Annotated in this window: 15 protein-coding genes and 1 pseudogene; 9 read left to right on the top strand and 7 right to left on the bottom strand. The window is 68.6% G+C overall.

Annotation, left to right across the window (positions count from 1 at the left end; all coding sequences use genetic code 11):
- The first annotated feature begins 252 nt into the window (after nt 1-252).
- Complete coding sequence (locus UCD39_RS24385; protein WP_330498231.1) at nt 253-1,245, top strand: flagellar biosynthesis protein FlhF; 993 nt, start codon at nt 253-255, stop codon at nt 1,243-1,245.
- Entirely contained in the window at nt 1,242-2,057 is an 816-nt protein-coding gene (locus tag UCD39_RS24380; RefSeq protein ID WP_330498230.1) for a MinD/ParA family protein, read from the top strand. Before UCD39_RS24385 ends, UCD39_RS24380 begins: the two co-directional genes overlap by 4 nt.
- A 194-nt stretch (nt 2,058-2,251) precedes the next feature.
- Here UCD39_RS24380 and UCD39_RS24375 read toward each other — a convergent pair whose 3' ends face one another.
- Nucleotides 2,252-2,458 (bottom strand): hypothetical protein, encoded by a 207-nt coding sequence (locus UCD39_RS24375; RefSeq protein ID WP_330498229.1) that lies wholly within the window; start codon nt 2,456-2,458, stop codon nt 2,252-2,254.
- Between the two features lie 454 nt (nt 2,459-2,912).
- Here UCD39_RS24375 and UCD39_RS24370 point away from each other — a divergent pair, with 454 nt between their 5' ends.
- Both UCD39_RS24370 and UCD39_RS24365 read left to right on the top strand, forming a co-directional pair.
- Nucleotides 2,913-4,925, top strand: coding sequence for a hypothetical protein (locus tag UCD39_RS24370; RefSeq protein ID WP_330498228.1), 2,013 nt, complete (start codon nt 2,913-2,915; stop codon nt 4,923-4,925).
- 106 nt (nt 4,926-5,031) lie between these two features.
- Entirely contained in the window at nt 5,032-5,859 is an 828-nt protein-coding gene (locus tag UCD39_RS24365) for an aldo/keto reductase (RefSeq protein ID WP_330498227.1), read from the top strand.
- A gap of 14 nt (nt 5,860-5,873) precedes the next feature.
- On the opposite strand, the gene UCD39_RS24360 is transcribed toward UCD39_RS24365, so the two are convergent.
- The 3 genes and pseudogenes from UCD39_RS24360 to fliI form a co-directional block, all read right to left on the bottom strand.
- Nucleotides 5,874-6,257, bottom strand: a complete 384-nt coding sequence (locus UCD39_RS24360) for a hypothetical protein (protein WP_330498226.1) — start codon at nt 6,255-6,257, stop codon at nt 5,874-5,876.
- 8 nt (nt 6,258-6,265) lie between these two features.
- Entirely contained in the window at nt 6,266-6,703 is a 438-nt protein-coding gene (locus UCD39_RS24355) for a flagellar FliJ family protein (protein ID WP_145729992.1), read from the bottom strand.
- Nucleotides 6,704-6,719: 16 nt separating this feature from the next.
- Nucleotides 6,720-8,059 (bottom strand): annotated as a pseudogene (gene fliI, locus UCD39_RS24350) (flagellar protein export ATPase FliI).
- 211 nt (nt 8,060-8,270) lie between these two features.
- On the opposite strand from fliI, the gene ctrA reads away from it, so the two are divergent.
- Nucleotides 8,271-8,975, top strand: a complete 705-nt coding sequence (gene ctrA, locus UCD39_RS24345) for a response regulator transcription factor CtrA (protein ID WP_145729990.1) — start codon at nt 8,271-8,273, stop codon at nt 8,973-8,975.
- Between the two features lie 72 nt (nt 8,976-9,047).
- Here the strand turns inward: ctrA and UCD39_RS24340 are convergent, their stop codons facing one another.
- Nucleotides 9,048-9,365: an acylphosphatase gene (locus tag UCD39_RS24340; protein ID WP_330498225.1), complete on the bottom strand. Its 318-nt coding sequence runs from the start codon at nt 9,363-9,365 to the stop codon at nt 9,048-9,050.
- Nucleotides 9,366-9,529: 164 nt separating this feature from the next.
- Between UCD39_RS24340 and lepB the strand changes: the two genes are divergently transcribed.
- Entirely contained in the window at nt 9,530-10,285 is a 756-nt protein-coding gene (gene lepB, locus UCD39_RS24335; RefSeq protein WP_330498224.1) for a signal peptidase I, read from the top strand.
- 30 nt (nt 10,286-10,315) lie between these two features.
- Nucleotides 10,316-11,692 carry a tetratricopeptide repeat protein gene (locus UCD39_RS24330; RefSeq protein WP_330498223.1) on the top strand — a complete coding sequence of 459 codons (1,377 nt, stop codon included), beginning with the start codon at nt 10,316-10,318 and terminating at the stop codon, nt 11,690-11,692.
- 10 nt (nt 11,693-11,702) lie between these two features.
- Here the strand turns inward: UCD39_RS24330 and UCD39_RS24325 are convergent, their stop codons facing one another.
- Complete coding sequence (locus UCD39_RS24325; RefSeq protein WP_330498222.1) at nt 11,703-12,656, bottom strand: diacylglycerol kinase catalytic domain-containing protein; 954 nt, start codon at nt 12,654-12,656, stop codon at nt 11,703-11,705.
- 3 nt (nt 12,657-12,659) lie between these two features.
- Complete coding sequence (locus UCD39_RS24320; RefSeq protein WP_330498221.1) at nt 12,660-13,679, bottom strand: SPFH domain-containing protein; 1,020 nt, start codon at nt 13,677-13,679, stop codon at nt 12,660-12,662.
- A 134-nt stretch (nt 13,680-13,813) separates the two neighbouring features.
- On the opposite strand from UCD39_RS24320, the gene UCD39_RS24315 reads away from it, so the two are divergent.
- Both UCD39_RS24315 and UCD39_RS24310 read left to right on the top strand, forming a co-directional pair.
- The gene (locus UCD39_RS24315; RefSeq protein WP_330498220.1) at nt 13,814-14,512 is read left to right on the top strand and encodes an NUDIX hydrolase; all 699 of its coding nucleotides are present in this window, start codon (nt 13,814-13,816) and stop codon (nt 14,510-14,512) included.
- A gap of 98 nt (nt 14,513-14,610) precedes the next feature.
- Nucleotides 14,611-16,143, top strand: coding sequence for an FAD-binding oxidoreductase (locus tag UCD39_RS24310; protein WP_330498219.1), 1,533 nt, complete (start codon nt 14,611-14,613; stop codon nt 16,141-16,143).
- Nucleotides 16,144-16,179 lie beyond the last annotated feature (36 nt).

Here is a 16,179-nt window from a genome sequence, read left to right as displayed (position 1 = left end):
CATACGCGCGAATGACCTGGCGCGCGAATGACCTGGCGCAGCGCCCATGATGGGGCGCCGTGCCAGGATGGTCGGCCGGGAAGCGTTCGCCCCCGGCGGCGCGGGGATTCGACCCCGGTGGCGCGGGGATAGGTTGGGGTTTCAGTTGCCGTGGGCGGCGGGTGCAGCCGCGGCGGTTCCGGTGGCAGGGTCCCGCGGGGGTGGGCCCCTGTGGGGAGGTGGAGTGGATATGGCCCCTAGGGCAGGACAATCATGCGGCTGAAGTCCTTTCACGCCCCGACCATGGGCGAGGCGATGCGCCTCGTGCGGGAGGTGCTGGGGGATGACGCCATCATCGTCGCCACGCGCGAGGAGGAAGGCGTCGGCGTCCGGGTGACGGCGGCGGTGGAGGAATCCATCCCTGGCCCCGGCGGCTCCGCCATCAACGACCGCTATCCCAACCCGCTGGCGCCCGATCCCGCCGACCAGGTGACGGACATCCTGTTCCGCCACGGCCTGCCCGCCGACCTGAACCAGCGGCTGATGGACAGCATCGCCGATTTCGACGCCAAGGACGCCCAGACCCTGCTGGCCGCCGCGCTGGAGTCCGTGTTCACCTTCCAGCCCCTGCCCGAGGGCCGGTTCCCCAGGCCCCTGATGCTGGTGGGCCCGCCCGGCGCCGGCAAGACGCTGACGGTCGCCAAGCTGTGCGCCCGCGCGGCGCTGAAGGGCCGGCCGGTGGGCGTCATCTCCACCGACACGGTGCGCGCCGGCGGCATCGACCAACTGGCGGCCTTCACCCGCGTGCTGAAGCTGCGCCTGATGACGGTGGAGGATCCGCTGGCCCTGGCCGACGCGCTGGATGTGCAACGGGGCGCCGAGCAGGTTCTGGTCGATAGTGCCGGCCGCAACCCCTACAACCAGGCCGACCTGAACGACCTGCGCGATTTCCTGGTGGCCGCCGACATCGAACCCGTGCTGGTGCTGCCGGCCGGCATGGACGCGGTGGAGGCGGCGGAAATGGCCCGTGCCTTCCGCGCCCTGGGCGCCCGCCGGCTGCTGACCACGCGCCTGGACATGGCGCGCCGCCTGGGCAGCATGCTGACCGCCGCGCATGAGGCCGGCCTTGCCCTCTGCGACGCCAGCACCAGCCCGCGCGCCGCCGAAGGCCTGACACCCCTTTCACCCACATCGCTCGCCCGCCTGATGATGCCCGGCTCTGAAACCAGCGAACGCCGCGCCAAGCAAACGGGGACCCACGCATGAACGACCTTCTCTCCCCAACCGGCGCGCCGGCCGGCTTCGCCACCGCCGACAACGTCATGCCCCTGCGGCGCCAGAACATCCTGGCCGTGGCCAGCGGCAAGGGCGGCGTGGGCAAGACCTTCTTCTCCGTCACCCTGGCCCACGCGCTGGCGCGCAGCGGCAAGCGCACCCTGCTGTTCGACGGCGATTTGGGCCTGGCCAACGTGGACATCCAGCTGGGCCTGATGCCCAAGCGCGACCTGGGCCAGGTGATTGACGGCATGGTGACCCTGCAAGGGGCGGCCCAGCGCTTCCCCGAGGGTGGCTTCGACATCATCGCCGGCCGTTCCGGCTCGGGCAGCTTGGCCAACCTGCCGCCGGCGCGGCTGACCCAGCTGCGCACCGAGTTGGCGGACGTGGCCAAAAGCTATGACTGGGTGGTCATCGACCTGGGCGCCGGCGTCGACCGCATGGTCCGCACCTTCTCCGGTCCCGCCGGCACCACCCTGGTGGTGACGACGGACGAGCCTACCTCCATCACCGACGCCTACGCCTTCCTGAAGCTCAGCTACCAGGCCAACCCCATGGCCGACCTGCGCGTGGTCATCAACATGGCCGACAGCAAGGCGCTGGGCGAGAGGACGTATGAAAAGCTGCTGACCGTCTGCCAGCGGTACCTGAAGATGTCGCCCAAGCTGGGCGGCATCGTCCGGCGCGACGCCAAGGTGCGCGAGGCCATCCGCAGCCAATCGCCCCTGTTCATGCGCTTCCCCACCTCCGATGCCGCCCATGACATCGAGATGGTGGCCAACCGCCTGAACCTGGGGGGCTGACCCGGCGTGGCCCGCGGCGGGACGGGACGGTCCAGGCGGGGAACACGCCCAATGCGGCGGAGGCTCTGGCCATGAGCGGCGTCCAAACCCCGTCCGTTCTCATCCAGACGCTGGCCCCCGGAACCGGCGGCGGGGCCGCGCCCGCGGTGCTGGGCCAGGTAACGGTCACCCAGTTGCCGGATAAGCTGACGGGCCTAGCGCGGGCCCTGGCCGTCAGCGGCATGGTGACGGAACAGCAGGGCGACCAGGCGACGGTCCGCACCGCCGCCGGCGACGTCCAGGTGCGCACCGAGGCGCCACTGCCCACCGACCGACCCGTCACCCTGCAAATTCCGGCCCAAGCCGCCGGTGCCGCCACGACCGCCACGGTTGTGGCCCAATCGGCGGCCCAGTCGGCTCAAGGCACCAGCCAGGCAAGCGCGCCCCCACAGGCGGCCCCGCCCCCGGCGGCATCCAATCTGCCCCCGTTACAGGTGGGGGCCACCTTGGCCGCCGTCCTGCTCAGTCCAGCACCGGCCAGCGGCGGCACCGCCGCCCCATCCAGCGTTCCGGCGCCATCCTCCGACATCAACCAAGGGCTGGGGCTCGGCCTGATCGTGGGCGCCCGGGGGGATACGGGGGACCAACCCGATCTCACCGACGACTCCCCGTCGCAGCAGCAGCAGCCCAGCCCAGCCGCGCCCCCCTCCCAAGGCCGCCCCACCGCGCCACAGACCGGAACCGGCGGCCAGGCGACGACGGACGGCGATACGGCGGGACAGGCCGCCCCCCAGGTGCGTCGCCCCAGGCCCCCCCAACCCCGGCCCCCAAAACCCGCCGGCGGGCACCAGCGGACCTCTGCCCACGCCCTGGACGGTGGGCAGCCTGGCGGATTTGCTATTCGCGCGGGCCACCGGCGGCACGCCGGCCGCAACCGCCAATCCGCCGTCGCTGGGCGACCTGCTGCCCGACATCGCGCCACCGTCCGCCCCCACCGTCCCAACACCGGGGGGAAGTGCCGCGACATCGACGCAGGCGGCGGCGTCTCAGCCGACGGGCACGTCGCCGGCCCCAGAGGCACCCTCCAGCGGCGCGCCATCAGCGCCGGCCGCGCCGGCACCCCAGGGGCAGGTCGATACGGCGCCCAACGCGCCCCCCAGCCCGGAGCAGCCGCGTGGCGGGCCCGCCTCCCCGCTGGCGTCCGCATTGGCAACCCTGGGCTTCCTGCCCGACCTTGGCGCATCCGGCCCGGCGCAATCCTCTGGTCCCCCGCTCGGCATTCCCGCGCCGGCCGTTCCCCGGGTCGCCAATCCACAGGTCGCCAGTCCACTGCCCACCAGTCCACAGCCGGCATCGTCCAGCGGCCCGGCCCCGTCAGCGGACGGCGCGACACCGTTCGTCAGTGGTGGCGTGTTCCTGAGCGGCCGTCCCAGCTTCGTGCGCACCGGCCTGCCCTCCGGCCCCCCCTTCTCCCCCTCTCCGGCCAGCCTCCCGACCCCAGCCAGCCCCCCGATCGCACAGGGGTCATCCGTCCCCGGCCCCCCGGCGACCTCGGTGGCGGCTGGGTCGACAATCCCATCCGCCAGCCCGGCTGTCCCGGATTGGACAGGCGCGACGGCCCCCCAAGCGCCTGGCGCGCGGCCCCTGGCCGGATTACCCGGCCAGCTCACGCCGCCCCACGCCCCGGCGGCGGACGGCAAGACCGCGTCACCCTTGGCCGGGCCGGCACGGCCCGTCGGCATGACGCCGGCCATGACCCTGCCGCCGGGCGCCCTGTCCCCGCAGGAAGCGACAGCGCCCCCCCTGCCCGCGGCGACACCCCCGGGCGCCAGCGCCTATACGGCGCCCGGGCAGGTGTCCACCGCCCCCAATCCGGGTCAGACGATCAACCTGACTGTGGTCTCCGTTCAACGGCCGGGCATGGCGGTGGAGGTGATGCCTGGCGCGCCGGGGGACATGGCGCCCACGATGGACGACGCGCCGCTTGATCCCGCCCTGGTCCGCCCTGGCGTCGCCCCTACTGTTCCCGGAGCGGCCATTCCCGGTACGGTGGTGGGGGTGACGCGCGCCGGCCAGCCGGTGGTGGAAACGCCGCGCGGCACCCTTCTCTTGCAGGCGCGGTCGGACCTGCCGGTGGGCACCAAGGTGCGGCTGGCCCCCGCCGCCCTGCCCGCGCCGGACCTGGACCCCGTGCCGCCCGCCATCGACCCGGCGCGGGGCCGCGACTGGCCGGCCCTGCGGGAGGCGCTGGCCGTCATCGCCGCCACCGACCCAGCCCTCGCGCGTCATCTCATCGACAGCGTGCTGCCCCGACCCACGCCACAGCTCACCAAGACGCTGGTGATCTTCCTGGCGGCCCTGCGCGGCGGCGACGCCGGCGGCTGGCTGGGGTCGGACGCCCTCTCGACCCTGGGCAAGGCGGGACGCGGCCGCCTGTCCGCCCGCCTCACCGACGATTTCAACACCATCGCGAACCAGGCGGCGGAACCGAACAAGGACGGCTGGCGCACCTATGCCGTACCCTTCGGCGACGAGGTCGGCCGCTTGCAAGTCCATGTCCGCGCCATCAATGAGGAGGAGGGCGAGGAGGCGGAAGGCCCCGCCCGCGCCCAGCGCAACCGGCCGCTGCGCCGCTTCCTGATCGACCTGACCCTGTCCCGCCTGGGCCCCATTCAGTTGGACGGCCTGATCTGGACCGGCCGCTTCGATCTGGTGATCCGCACCCGACAGTTGCTGCCCACCAGCCTGACGCGGGAACTGCACGGCATCTACAGCAACAGCCTGGCGGCCGTGGGCTACAGCGGCGCGCTGGCCTTCCAGACCGGCGCCCACGGCTGGGTCGACCAAGCGGCACCGGCCAGCGGCGCCAGCCCCGTCACCCGTATCTGACAGGGCCCGGATCTGGCACGGCCCGGATCTGGCCACCCTTGCCGGCGGCCGGCGGCGTCCCATCTTGGTTGGCATCAGCGTGCACGCGCAGCAAGCGGAACCCGCCATGGCCGAGCAGCCCACCCTTACCCTGAACGATGGCCGCGTCATGCCGCAGCTGGGCCTGGGCGTATGGCAAACGATGGACAGCCAAGCCGCCCCGGTCGTGGCGACGGCGGTGGAAGCGGGATACCGTTTGGTGGACACGGCCTCCATCTACCGGAATGAGGGCGGCGTAGGCCGGGGGTTGCGCAGCACCGGCATACCCGCCAGCAGGATTTTCATCACCACCAAGCTGTGGAACGACAGCCATGGCAGCGAGGCGCCGGCACTGTCGTTGGACCACAGCCTGGGACGGCTGGGCCTGCCGGCCGTGGACCTTTACCTGATCCATTGGCCGACACCCGCGCGGGGTCGCTACACCGAAACCTGGCGGGCGCTGATCGCCTTGCGGGCGACGGGCAAGGCCCGGTCCATCGGCGTGTCGAATTTCACCGCCCCGCAATTGGCCCGGCTGATCGACAATACGGGCGTGGTGCCGGCGGTGAACCAGATCGAACTGCATCCCCGGTTCCAGCAACGCGAACTGCGCGCCTTCCATGAGGCCCACGGCATCATCACCCAGTCCTGGAGCCCCCTGGGCCAGGGCACGCTGCTGGACCATCCGGTGCTGACGGAGATCGCGCGCAAGCATGAGCGGACGGTGGCCCAGATCGTCATCCGCTGGCATCTGGACCTTGGGCTGGGGGTCATTCCGAAATCGGCCACCCCCCATCGCATCCGCGAGAACATCGCCGTGTTCGACTTCCGCCTGGACGAGGCCGACATGGCCCGTATCGCCGGCCTGGACGATCCACGCGGCCGGCTGGGCCCCCATCCCGACGATTTCAACTGATGCCCATCTGAGGGCTACTTGGCGAAGGGCAGCTCCGACCCCGACAGGAACGTCGAAACGGTGTCGGAAATCTTGACTTGGCCCCGGCCGGAGCGGTCCAGGTCCCAGGCGTAAGTCTTGCCGTCCGACGTGGTCAGCGTGCCGGTGGCAAAGCAGGGGGTCCAGTCCAGTTCCTCCCGCCAGGCGCGCTCCGTCACTTCCTTGGCTTTATGGAACCAGCGCGTGGCCGCCTTGTCGCTGAGGTGGAAACGGGCGCAGTTGTCCCCGTCGTCCGATTTTTCCTGCCAGATGCCGGCCTGGTCGACGTGCACGCTCTTGATAACGAAGGAGGTGGGCTGGGCCTGGACGGGAGCCGCCAGCGCCAACGGCAGAAGCAAGAGGGGGCGTAAAGCACGCATGCCGTCCCCTACTCCTCACCTGTCCCGCCCTCTTCCTGCTGGCGCAGGTGGCGTTGGGCGGCGATCTCGTCCAGCATCATGGCCTCCTTGCGGGCCAGTTCCGCCTTCTCCTTGCGGATGCGCTCCTCCTCCGCGAGTTCAAAGCGCTTCAGCTCCTGGAAGGCCTGGGCCAGGTCCTCCTCCGCCCGGTGGATGGCGATCAGCAATTGCTGGCGCGCCTGTTCCAGGGCGTTGCGCTGCAGCTTGATCTGGGGAAGGAAGTTGGCGAAGGCCACCGCCATGTCGACGGAGGTGCCGGACAGCTGGCGCTCCATCTCCACCTGCGCCTCGAACTGCTGGCGGCGCAGGGTCAGCTGGTCGTCGTGCTCGCGCAGCTGGGTCAGGTGGCGGCGCTTTTCGTCCACCTCGTTCTTATGCAGCCGGATCAGGGTCTTCAGGCTTTTCATCGCTTAACCGGCGGCCTCATCCCACCGGCCAGGGGGCGCCGTTGAGGATGGCCTGCAACTGGGCATAGCCGGTGGCGAGGTCGCTGCGCTCATGCCGGCCCTGGCGCAGGAAGCCCTCGATATGGGGATTCAGCTCGATGGCGCGGTCCACCTGGGGGTCGCTGCCCCGGCGATAGGCGCCCAGGCGGATCATCTCCTCCATGTCGCTGTAAGAGGACATCAGGCGGCGCGCGGCGGTGACCAGCGCGTTCTCCTCATCCGTGTTGCAGTCGGGCATGGTGCGCGACACGCTGCGCAGGATGTTGATGGCGGGATAGCGCCCGCGCTCGCCGATGCGGCGTTCCATGACGATGTGGCCGTCCAGAATGCCGCGCACGGCGTCGGCGATGGGCTCGTTATGGTCGTCGCCATCCACCAGCACGGTGAACAGGCCGGTGATGGTGCCGTCACCCGCCCCCGGCCCCGCCCGCTCCAACAGGCGCGGCAGCTCGGCGAACACAGTGGGCGGATAGCCCTTGGTGGTGGGCGGCTCACCGGCGGACAGGCCGATCTCGCGCTGGGCCATGGCGAAGCGGGTGACGCTGTCCATCATGCACAGCACGTCCTGGCCCTGGTCGCGGAAATGCTCCGCCACCGCGAAGGTCATGTAGGCCGCCTGGCGGCGCATCAGCGGCGGCTCGTCGCTGGTGGCCACCACCACCACGCTGCGGGCCAGGCCCTCCTCCCCCAGGTCGTCCTCGATGAACTCCTGCACCTCGCGGCCACGTTCGCCGATCAGGCCGATGACGGTGACCGACGCCGCCGTGTAGCGCGCCAGCATGGACATCAGCACCGACTTGCCCACGCCGGAACCGGCGAAGATGCCCATGCGCTGGCCCCGGCAGCAGGACAGGAAGGTGTTGATGGACCGCACGCCCAAATCGATCTTCGCCCCCACCCGCTTACGCGTGCTGGCCTGGGGGGCGCCGCCTTGATGGGGTTGCCCACTGGCCCCATGGGCAGGGGGCCCTTGCCGTCCAGCGGTTCGCCCAGGGCATTGATCACCCGGCCCAGCCAGGCGGGGGTGGGGTGGATCTCGGGCTGGCCCTCCGTCACCTCCGCCCTGCAGCCCAGGCCGATATCCTCCAGCGTGCCATAGGGCAGCAGCAGGGCCTTGCCGTTGCGGAAACCCACCACCTCGCAGGGCACGGGGCGACCGCCGCGGGAGATGACTCGGCACCGACCGCCAATGGACAGCCGGCGCTCCACCCCGCCGACCTCCACCAGCATGCCCAGGACCGAGCTGACGCGCCCGAAAATCTTGAACGGGGGCAGCGCCTCGATCTCCGGGATCAGGACACTGGGATCGTAGATCATGGCCATCGAGCCCTTGAACCCTTTAAAGACAATATCTTAGCCGCGCGGGTCGGCTGCAGGGGCGGATGCACCCGCCGGTTGCGTCCACAACGGATGAGTTAGCTAAAGGATAGCCTTACTCGCGTAGCATAATGTCGCAGCATCTGTTAACCTAGTCGGCAGTGGATGTTTCCGCTCCCTTGAGACTACACCCCTTTCAAGGAAGAAGCCTATGAGAGTGCTGGTCGTAGAAGACGATCCGTCGATGGCCAAGAGCATCCAACTGATGCTCAAGTCCGAAGGTTTCATCGTCGACATAACCGATCTCGGCGAAGATGGCCTGGAGATCGGCAAGCTGTATGACTACGACATCATCATTCTGGATCTGATGCTGCCGGACATCGACGGGTATGAGGTGCTGCGGCGCCTCCGCTCGGCCCGCGTCACCACGCCCATCCTGATCCTGTCGGGCCTGACGGAACTGGACGCCAAGCTGAAGGGCCTGGGCTTCGGCGCCGATGACTATCTGACCAAGCCCTTCGACAAGCGCGAATTGCTGGCCCGCATGCAGGCCATCGTCCGCCGCAGCAAGGGCCATTCGGAAAGCGTCATCCGCACCGGCGCGCTGACCGTCAACCTCGATACCCGCTCGGTGGAGGTCGCGGGCCAGCCCCTGCACCTGACGGGCAAGGAATACGGCATCCTGGAGCTGTTGTCCCTGCGCAAGGGCACGACGCTGACCAAGGAGATGTTCCTGAACCATCTCTACGGCGGCATGGATGAGCCGGAGCTGAAGATCATCGACGTCTTCGTCTGCAAGCTGCGCAAGAAGCTGGCGCAGGCGACGGACGGCAGCAATTACATCGAGACCGTGTGGGGCCGCGGCTATGTCCTGCGTGATCCCAACGAGGCACGACAGCAACAGGCCGCAAGCTGACCCGCGGTCGGGGCGCCGAACCGGTAAGGCCGCGTGTTCTGACAGGACGCGCGGCCTTTTCTCATTTCCAGTCTAAACCGTCGGCAGCTTGTGGAAGCCGGTGGCGCCAGGATCGGCGCCCGGGGTGGCCACAACGTCCGTCACCACGGCGTGGGTCGGGCCCTGGTGGCATCGGGACACCATCTCCGCCACGGCAGCCGACGGGCCGGCGAACAACGCCTCCACCGTGCCATCGTTCCGGTTGCGAACCCATCCATCCAGACCCAGTTCCAGCGCCTGCTCCACCGTCCAATTGCGGTAGAAGACCCCCTGCACCCGGCCGTGCAGGATGACGTGGGTCGCGACGCGACCGGCGGGCGGATCGAGGGGCGGAATGGCGGACGGGGGCATGGGGCTTCCATCGGTACGGAACGCGCTAACGGCGGTATAGAGCGAACCGCCGCCGCCTGCCAATGGCCAAGGCGCGATGGACAAGGCCGCCCGCCCTTCGGCATCATCGGCGGCGGCAGCCGGTGGGGCCGGGCCCCTGATGTAGGACGGGAGGAAGTGGAACGATGCGACGCGCGATAGTGGACTGGGGCCGGTTCATCCTGATTTGGGCCGTCTGCGTTCTGTCCTTCCGGGCGTTCGCCTTCGGCAGCTATTACGTCCCCTCAGAAAGCATGCTGCCCACGCTGGCCGTGGGTGATCACTTCGTCGCCGCAAAGTACGCTTATGGCTACAGCCGGCATTCGCCCGATATCTCACTGCCGGAGGGCTTCATCCCCACCGTCGACGGCCGCGTCCTGGGCCAGTTGCCGCAGCGGGGCGACATCGTGGTGCTGAAACCGGAAGGCGCGCCGGAAGCGCTGGTGAAGCGGGTGATCGGCCTGCCGGGGGACACGGTGCAACTGGTGCATGGCCGGCTGGTGCTGAACGGCCAGGTGGTCGACCGCCATGAAAGCGGCGCCTACGACTATCGCGACGACCATGGACGCACCATCCATGTGACCGAGTATGTGGAGGATCTGCCGGCCACGGACGGGCGGATCGCCCGTCATGCCATCCTGCAGCGCGGTGACGATGGCCCAGCCGACAACACCGGCGTGTACACCGTGCCCGCCGGCCGCGTCTTCCTGATGGGCGACAACCGCGACAACAGCCAGGACAGCCGCTTCCCCTACCCCGACCTGGGTTTCGTGCCGCTGGACCGGGTGATCGCCCGGGCCCAGTTCACCGCCTACACCAACAGCTTCTGCAAAGCCGAGAGCGCCCTGACCTGCCCTGGCGGCGACTGGACCACCCGGTTTGGCCGCAACCTGAAGCCTTGATCCCGTCCCCCTGAAAGAACTGCCTGCCCCATGGCCAAGCCCCCCAAACCGTCCGCCCCCAAAGCCCCCGCCCAAACGGCCATTGGCCCCGCCGAAGAGCTGTTCGCCCAGGGGGTGGAACACCAGAACCAGGGCCGCTGGGCGGAGGCGGAGGCCACGTACCGCGAGGTCGCGCGCCTGCTGCCGCGGGCGTCGGCGGTGCATTGGAACCTGGGCACGGTGCGCAAGCATTTGGGCCGCTGGAAGGAGGCGCTGGAGTCCTTCCGCAAGGCCGTCAGCCTGGACCCCACCTGGCGGGGCCGGGACTTCAACATCGGCCTGTGCCACCAGAAGCTGGGCCACGCGACCGAGGCGGCGGAGAGTTTCGCCCGCGCCGTGGCGGCGGAGCCGGACGACCCCATCAACCGCTTCAACCTGGCGGCGGCGCTGCGCGACCTGGGCCGTATCGCCGAAGCGGTGACACACAGCGAGATGGCGCTGGAGCTGAAGCCGGATTTCATCGAGGCCGAATTGCAGCTGAACAAGCTGCGCACCGCCCTGACGCCGCGGTGGCATGTGCCGATGATGAACGATATCGAGCGCAACGCGGCCTATGAGGCGGCCATCACCGCCGCCGTGCGCCCCGGCGACATCGTCCTGGAAATCGGCACCGGCTCCGGCCTGCTGGCCATGATGGCCGCCCGCGCCGGCGCCGCCCATGTCTACACCTGCGAGGCCGATCCGGTCATCGCGGAGACCGCGCGCACCATCATCGCCAACAATGGCTATGCCGACCGCGTCACCGTCATCGCCAAGCCTTCCACCGCCGTGACGCTGGGCGCCGACCTGCCGCGCCCGGCCGACCTGCTGGTATCGGAAATCCTGTCCAGCGACCTGCTGTCGGAGCGCGTGCTGCCGGCGGTGCGCGACGCCAAGGACCGGCTGCTGGCCCCCGGTGCCCGCATCATCCCCCAGGCCGGCGGGGTGCGCGCCCTGCTGGCGGAAAGCCGGGTGATGGAACGCACCTTCTTTGTGGAGCAGGCCAGCGGCTTCGACCTTGACGCCTTCAACCGCCTGGCGCCCCGCTCCGTCCGGCTGGAACGCGTGGTGCCGTTCAAGGCGCTGTCCGCCCCCTTCCAGGCGCTGACCGTGGACCTGGTCGATCCGCAGCCGGGGCAGAACTGGCGCGGGCACTTGTCGCTGCCTGTAACGGCGGACGGCCGCTGCGTCGGCCTGCTGCAATGGATCTGGCTGAAGCTGTGGGACGGGGTGGAGTTCGAGAACAGCCCGCTGTCCCCCACCGAGTCCTCGGGCTGGCAACCCGGCCTCTACCTGCCCCGCCGGCCCGTGGACCTGATGGCCGGCGAAACGGTCGACATTGACGTCTTCCACGACGGGCATAACGTCTGGCTCAGCCTGAAGCGCTGAATCGACTAGCCTAGACAACCAGATGCCCGCGCCGCTCGGCGAGGCCGATGGTGGCGTGGGTGCCGGCGTTGAATTCCAGGAAGTCGGCCTCGATGCCGTCGCTGAAGATGACGCCGTTGTCGGCCATCTCCGACACCACCTGCAGCGGCACCTGCGCTGAGACGGGGCCCGCCACCAGGCTGGCGCCCGTGGTGCGGCTGGGAAACGGCTCCCTCACGAAGTAGTGCAGGCGTTCGGCATCCCAGGGAAAGGCGGCATTGAGCGTGCCCGCCGGCGGCGCCACACCCATGGCCGCCGCCGCCCCGGCCCAGCCGGCGTACAGGCTTTTCAGCCAACCGGTGGACCCCATGCCGGTGGAGACGATGATGCCACTGGACGACTGCCGCTCCGCCACCTGCCCCACCGTCAGGGTGTAGCGGGCGGACGCGTGGCTGCGCGGACCGATGAACAGGTCGTTGACGGCATAGAGGACGGCACCGGTATTCAACTGCGCCTTGGCCATGGTGACGTGCTTCACCGGCCGGCCGGCACGCATCTCCTCGCCCATCAGGCGGGGTAGATCGTTGGGTTGGAAGGGCAGCAACACCCCGTCCCAGCGCCGGGCATCCGGGTTCACGCCGACGACGCGCTGGCCATCCAGGTATTTCAGCGTATTGGCCACCAGTCCGTCCTGGCCCAGCACCACCACCACATCGTCCGCACCGAACAGGAAGGTGCTGAGATAGCGGCGATCCAGTCGCTGCACCCGGCCGAAGCGGCGTAACGCCTCTTCCACCTGCCGCGTGGCGGCGCGGTATTGCTCCCGCTCCGCCAGGTAGTCGCCGAAATCGGCCCCCAAATGCTCAATATAGAACTGCGCCTGTTGCAGGGTGTTGAAGCGGGCGATCAATTCATCCAGCCGGGTGTCGCGCACCACCAGGATGATCTTGCGATCTTCCGCCTTGCGGCTTTCCGAAGCGGCCATGGCTCACCCCCGCGCCACCGGCTGCAGCATTTCCCGCAGCAGGTCGGGCGAGACGTTCAGCTGCCCGATCTTGGCGGCGTTGTCGGCCAGATCACGGAAGGCCAGGGCCATCAGCTGGCCAGGCTTCATCCCGACCGAGGCCAACGCCTGCAGCACCTTGGGATCGGCGTCGCCGAAGGCGTTCATCATGGCTGACAGGCCGTAAGCCCGGGCGTCGGCCTCCGCCTTGGCGTTGGCCGTGGCCAGCGCCACCAGATCCTGGTTCTGCTGTTCCAGGCCGATCTTGCCCGCCATCTCCTCCCGCTGGATTTGCAGGCGGCGTTCCTGCACGGCCCGTTGCGCCTCCATCTCCGCCTCGCGCACTTCGCGCTTCTTGTTTTCCACCGCGATCTCGGTCGACAGCTCGTTTTCCTTGATGCGGCGCTCCTGTTCCACGGCGGCGTTGCGGCGGCTGTAGATGGCCTCGTCGGCGCGGCGCAGCAGGGCTTCGCGCGCCTCCGCCTCCAACGCCTTGGCCGTTTCCGGCTTGGGCCGCACGGCCAACAGCGACAAACCCAGGATTTCCAGGCCCAGGGCCTCCAGCGCGGCGTTGGCGCGCAGCAGGGCGGCCACGCGGGCAACCAACGCGTCGCTGGCGGCCAACACCTCCGTCAGGGTCAGGGCCTGCACCTCGGCCCGCATGGCCACCTGCACCTGGTCGATCAGCCGCTGCGAAAGCTTCTGCGGATCTTCGGAGGCGTAAACACCCTTCGTATTCAGGGTGAAATTGAGCAGAGCCGCCGTGCGCTTGGGCTCCGCCACGCGGTAGGTGATCTGGCCCTGCACCGTCACCTCCTGAAAGTCGGCGGTGACCTCGGGGAAGATGAAGGGCTCGTTCACACTGGCGGTGGGCACCAGCATGATCGAGCTGGATGGCGCGAAATACCAGAAGGCCAGTCCCGCCCCCTCGCGTCGCACGCGGCCGTCGCGCATCTGCATCACGTATTGGGTGGGCTCGGTCTTGATGTAGCGGAAACCAAACATGGGCTCGGTCCTTGCTGCCGGAGCGGCCAGCCCCTGCCGGCCGCGGATGACCATAGCAAGCGCCACTTAGTGGCGATTGTCAACTAAGTTAGTTGATGATCGACACTAAGTGGCGGAAAGGGTAATATCCCCGCATGAAGACCCTGGACACCGCCGCAGCGCCCGCCATCGCCACCGTCGACCTCATCCTCTTCGCCCTGGGCGAAGCGGGATTGGAGGTGTTGCTGATCCGCCGGGGGTCAGCCCCCTTCCTCGACGCCTGGGCCCTGCCCGGCGGCTGGATCCACACGGATGAGGACGCCGACCTGGACGCCGCCGCGCACCGCATCCTGCGGGAGAAGACCGGCGTGGCGACGCCCTATATCGAGCAGTTGCAGACGGTGGGGAATGCCACCCGCGACCCGCGGGGCTGGAGCCTCAGCGTTGCCTATGTCGCCCTCATCGGCCCCGGCCAGGCGCCTGCCGTCCGGGGCGGCAACGCCGCTGACGCCGCATGGCGGCCGGTGGAGACGGTGTTGGCGGAAGCCGGGGATTTGGCCTTCGATCACGGCGACTTGCTGGGTCTCGCCTTGGCGCGGGTGCGCCGCAAGGTGGAATACTCCACCCTGCCCGTGCACCTGCTGCCGGAGCGCTTCACCCTGAGCGAGCTGCAATCGGTGTATGAACGGGTGTTGGGCCGGCGGCTGGACAAGTCCGCCTTCCGCAAGCGCATGGCGGAGGTGGATTTCGTGGAACCGGTGCCGGGCGAAATGCGCCGGGGCAGCAACCGGCCGGCCCAGATTTATCGGTTGAAGGAAGCGCGCTCCACCGCGTTTTTTGATCGCGTCTTGTGACGGGCCTACGCAGGGGGTGGCAAAAGTTCTCTCTTGCACTACCAATCCATTTAGTAGAGTCAGTTGACATTCAACACTCGGCTAAAGGGAGATGCGTGGTGGGGGCATTCGAGACGGCGACGGCGCGGCGATCCATCCTGAAGGGGTTCGGGGCATTGGCGGTGGGCGCCAGCCTGCCGGCCAAGGCTGCCTGGGGGCAAAAGCTGCTGGCCAACCCGGGCGTGGAACTGCATCCGCAGGTGCATTGCCCGCCGCCCAGCGCCTGGTCCGACCTGGCACGGGCGCTCAAGGGCGCGTTGGTGATGCCCGATGACCCGTTCTTCGGTGACTATTACCGCCCCAACAACCTGCGCTTCATCAAGAGGCCGGGCGGCATCGCCCGCTGCTCATCCGCCGACGACGTCGCGGCCTGCCTGAACTGGGCCAAGACGACCAACACGCCGTTCGCCGTACGCTCCGGCGGCCACAATTACGCTGGCTACTCCAATACCGAGGGCCTGCTGATCGACATGTCGCCCATGGCGGGCATCCTGGAGGTCGATGAGAAAAGCGGGACGGTCAAGATCGCCGGCGGCACCATCAACAGCCTGGTCTACAAGGCGCTGGAACGGCTGGGCCGCACCATCACCCATGGCCGGTGCGATGGCGTCGGCGCCGCGGGCTTCCTGCTGGGCGGCGGCATCGGTTTCAACATGCGCCTGTACGGCATCGGTTCTGACCTGCTGCACAAAACGGATCTGGTGCTGGCCGATGGGACCACGATCACCGCCTCGGATGGTGACGACCTGCTGTGGGCGTGCCAAGGCGGCGGCGGCGGCAACTTCGGCATCAATACCAGCTTCACGCTGCAAACCTTCAAGGTCTCCACAGTCACCGTGTTCGAGTTGAGCTGGTCCAAGGACCTGGACACGGTCCTGTATAATCTGCTGCACCGCTTGCAAGAGGCCCCCAACGGCTTTGGCTGCAAGATCTCGGTCAGCGTTCCCGCCCGGGACGCCAACTGCTTCGCCAACGCCGGCATGACTGTGTCGGTCCTGGGCCAGGCGCATTTCGGCCAGGCGGCGGTGGAAAAACTGTTCGGGGACCTCTGGCAGGCGGCGGACAAAAAGAAGGTCGAAGCCGACATGGCTTACTGGTCGGCCCAGGACGTCCTGTCGGAAGCCACCTTCCCCTATTATTACCGGGAAAAGTCGACCTTCATGAACACCTCCACCCTGACCAAGGACACCGTGGCGGCCTTGATGGATTCCGCCCGAGGCATGCCCCGGACCAGCATGGGCTCAGCCTTCAAGTTCTTCCAGGTCGGCGGCGCTGTGAACAACAAGAAGCCCGGACAGACGGCCTTTGTGCATCGCGGCTATGACTGGCTGTTCTCGAGCGAAGTCAACTGGTGGGCCCCCAAGGACCCCGACTCCCTGGTGAACGAGGCACTGGCCTGGCAGGAAGGCTTCTATGCGCTGGCGCTGGCACGCACCAAGGCCGTGGGCGCCTACCAGAACTTCCCCGATCCGTCGCTGAAGGACTGGCAGCAGGATTACTATGGCGACAACTACGCCAAGCTTCGGGCGGTCAAGACCAAGGTCGATCCGAAGTCGCTGTTCAGCTATGCCCAGGGCATCAAGCCGGTTTGACCAAGGGCAACGGAGGCGCCAGGGGGCTATGCTCCA

Source organism: Nitrospirillum karajorum (genome assembly GCF_036348415.1).
In the GTDB taxonomy this organism is placed as follows: domain Bacteria; phylum Pseudomonadota; class Alphaproteobacteria; order Azospirillales; family Azospirillaceae; genus Nitrospirillum; species Nitrospirillum amazonense_B.
This window is presented reverse-complemented; position numbering and strand designations above follow the sequence as displayed.

Excerpts from the sequence above, each read along its gene's own strand:
- ctrA (WP_145729990.1), top strand. The coding sequence starts at position 8,271 with ATGAGAGTGCTGGTCGTAGAAGACGATCCGTCGATGGCCAAGAGCATC.
- UCD39_RS24380 (WP_330498230.1), top strand. The coding sequence starts at position 1,242 with ATGAACGACCTTCTCTCCCCAACCGGCGCGCCGGCCGGCTTCGCCACC.
- UCD39_RS24355 (WP_145729992.1), bottom strand. The coding sequence starts at position 6,703 with ATGAAAAGCCTGAAGACCCTGATCCGGCTGCATAAGAACGAGGTGGAC.
- UCD39_RS24340 (WP_330498225.1), bottom strand. The coding sequence starts at position 9,365 with ATGCCCCCGTCCGCCATTCCGCCCCTCGATCCGCCCGCCGGTCGCGTC.
- UCD39_RS24365 (WP_330498227.1), top strand. The coding sequence starts at position 5,032 with ATGGCCGAGCAGCCCACCCTTACCCTGAACGATGGCCGCGTCATGCCG.
- UCD39_RS24315 (WP_330498220.1), top strand. The coding sequence starts at position 13,814 with ATGAAGACCCTGGACACCGCCGCAGCGCCCGCCATCGCCACCGTCGAC.
- UCD39_RS24320 (WP_330498221.1), bottom strand. The coding sequence starts at position 13,679 with ATGTTTGGTTTCCGCTACATCAAGACCGAGCCCACCCAATACGTGATG.
- lepB (WP_330498224.1), top strand. The coding sequence starts at position 9,530 with ATGCGACGCGCGATAGTGGACTGGGGCCGGTTCATCCTGATTTGGGCC.
- UCD39_RS24385 (WP_330498231.1), top strand. The coding sequence starts at position 253 with ATGCGGCTGAAGTCCTTTCACGCCCCGACCATGGGCGAGGCGATGCGC.
- UCD39_RS24360 (WP_330498226.1), bottom strand. The coding sequence starts at position 6,257 with ATGCGTGCTTTACGCCCCCTCTTGCTTCTGCCGTTGGCGCTGGCGGCT.
- UCD39_RS24325 (WP_330498222.1), bottom strand. The coding sequence starts at position 12,656 with ATGGCCGCTTCGGAAAGCCGCAAGGCGGAAGATCGCAAGATCATCCTG.
- UCD39_RS24330 (WP_330498223.1), top strand. The coding sequence starts at position 10,316 with ATGGCCAAGCCCCCCAAACCGTCCGCCCCCAAAGCCCCCGCCCAAACG.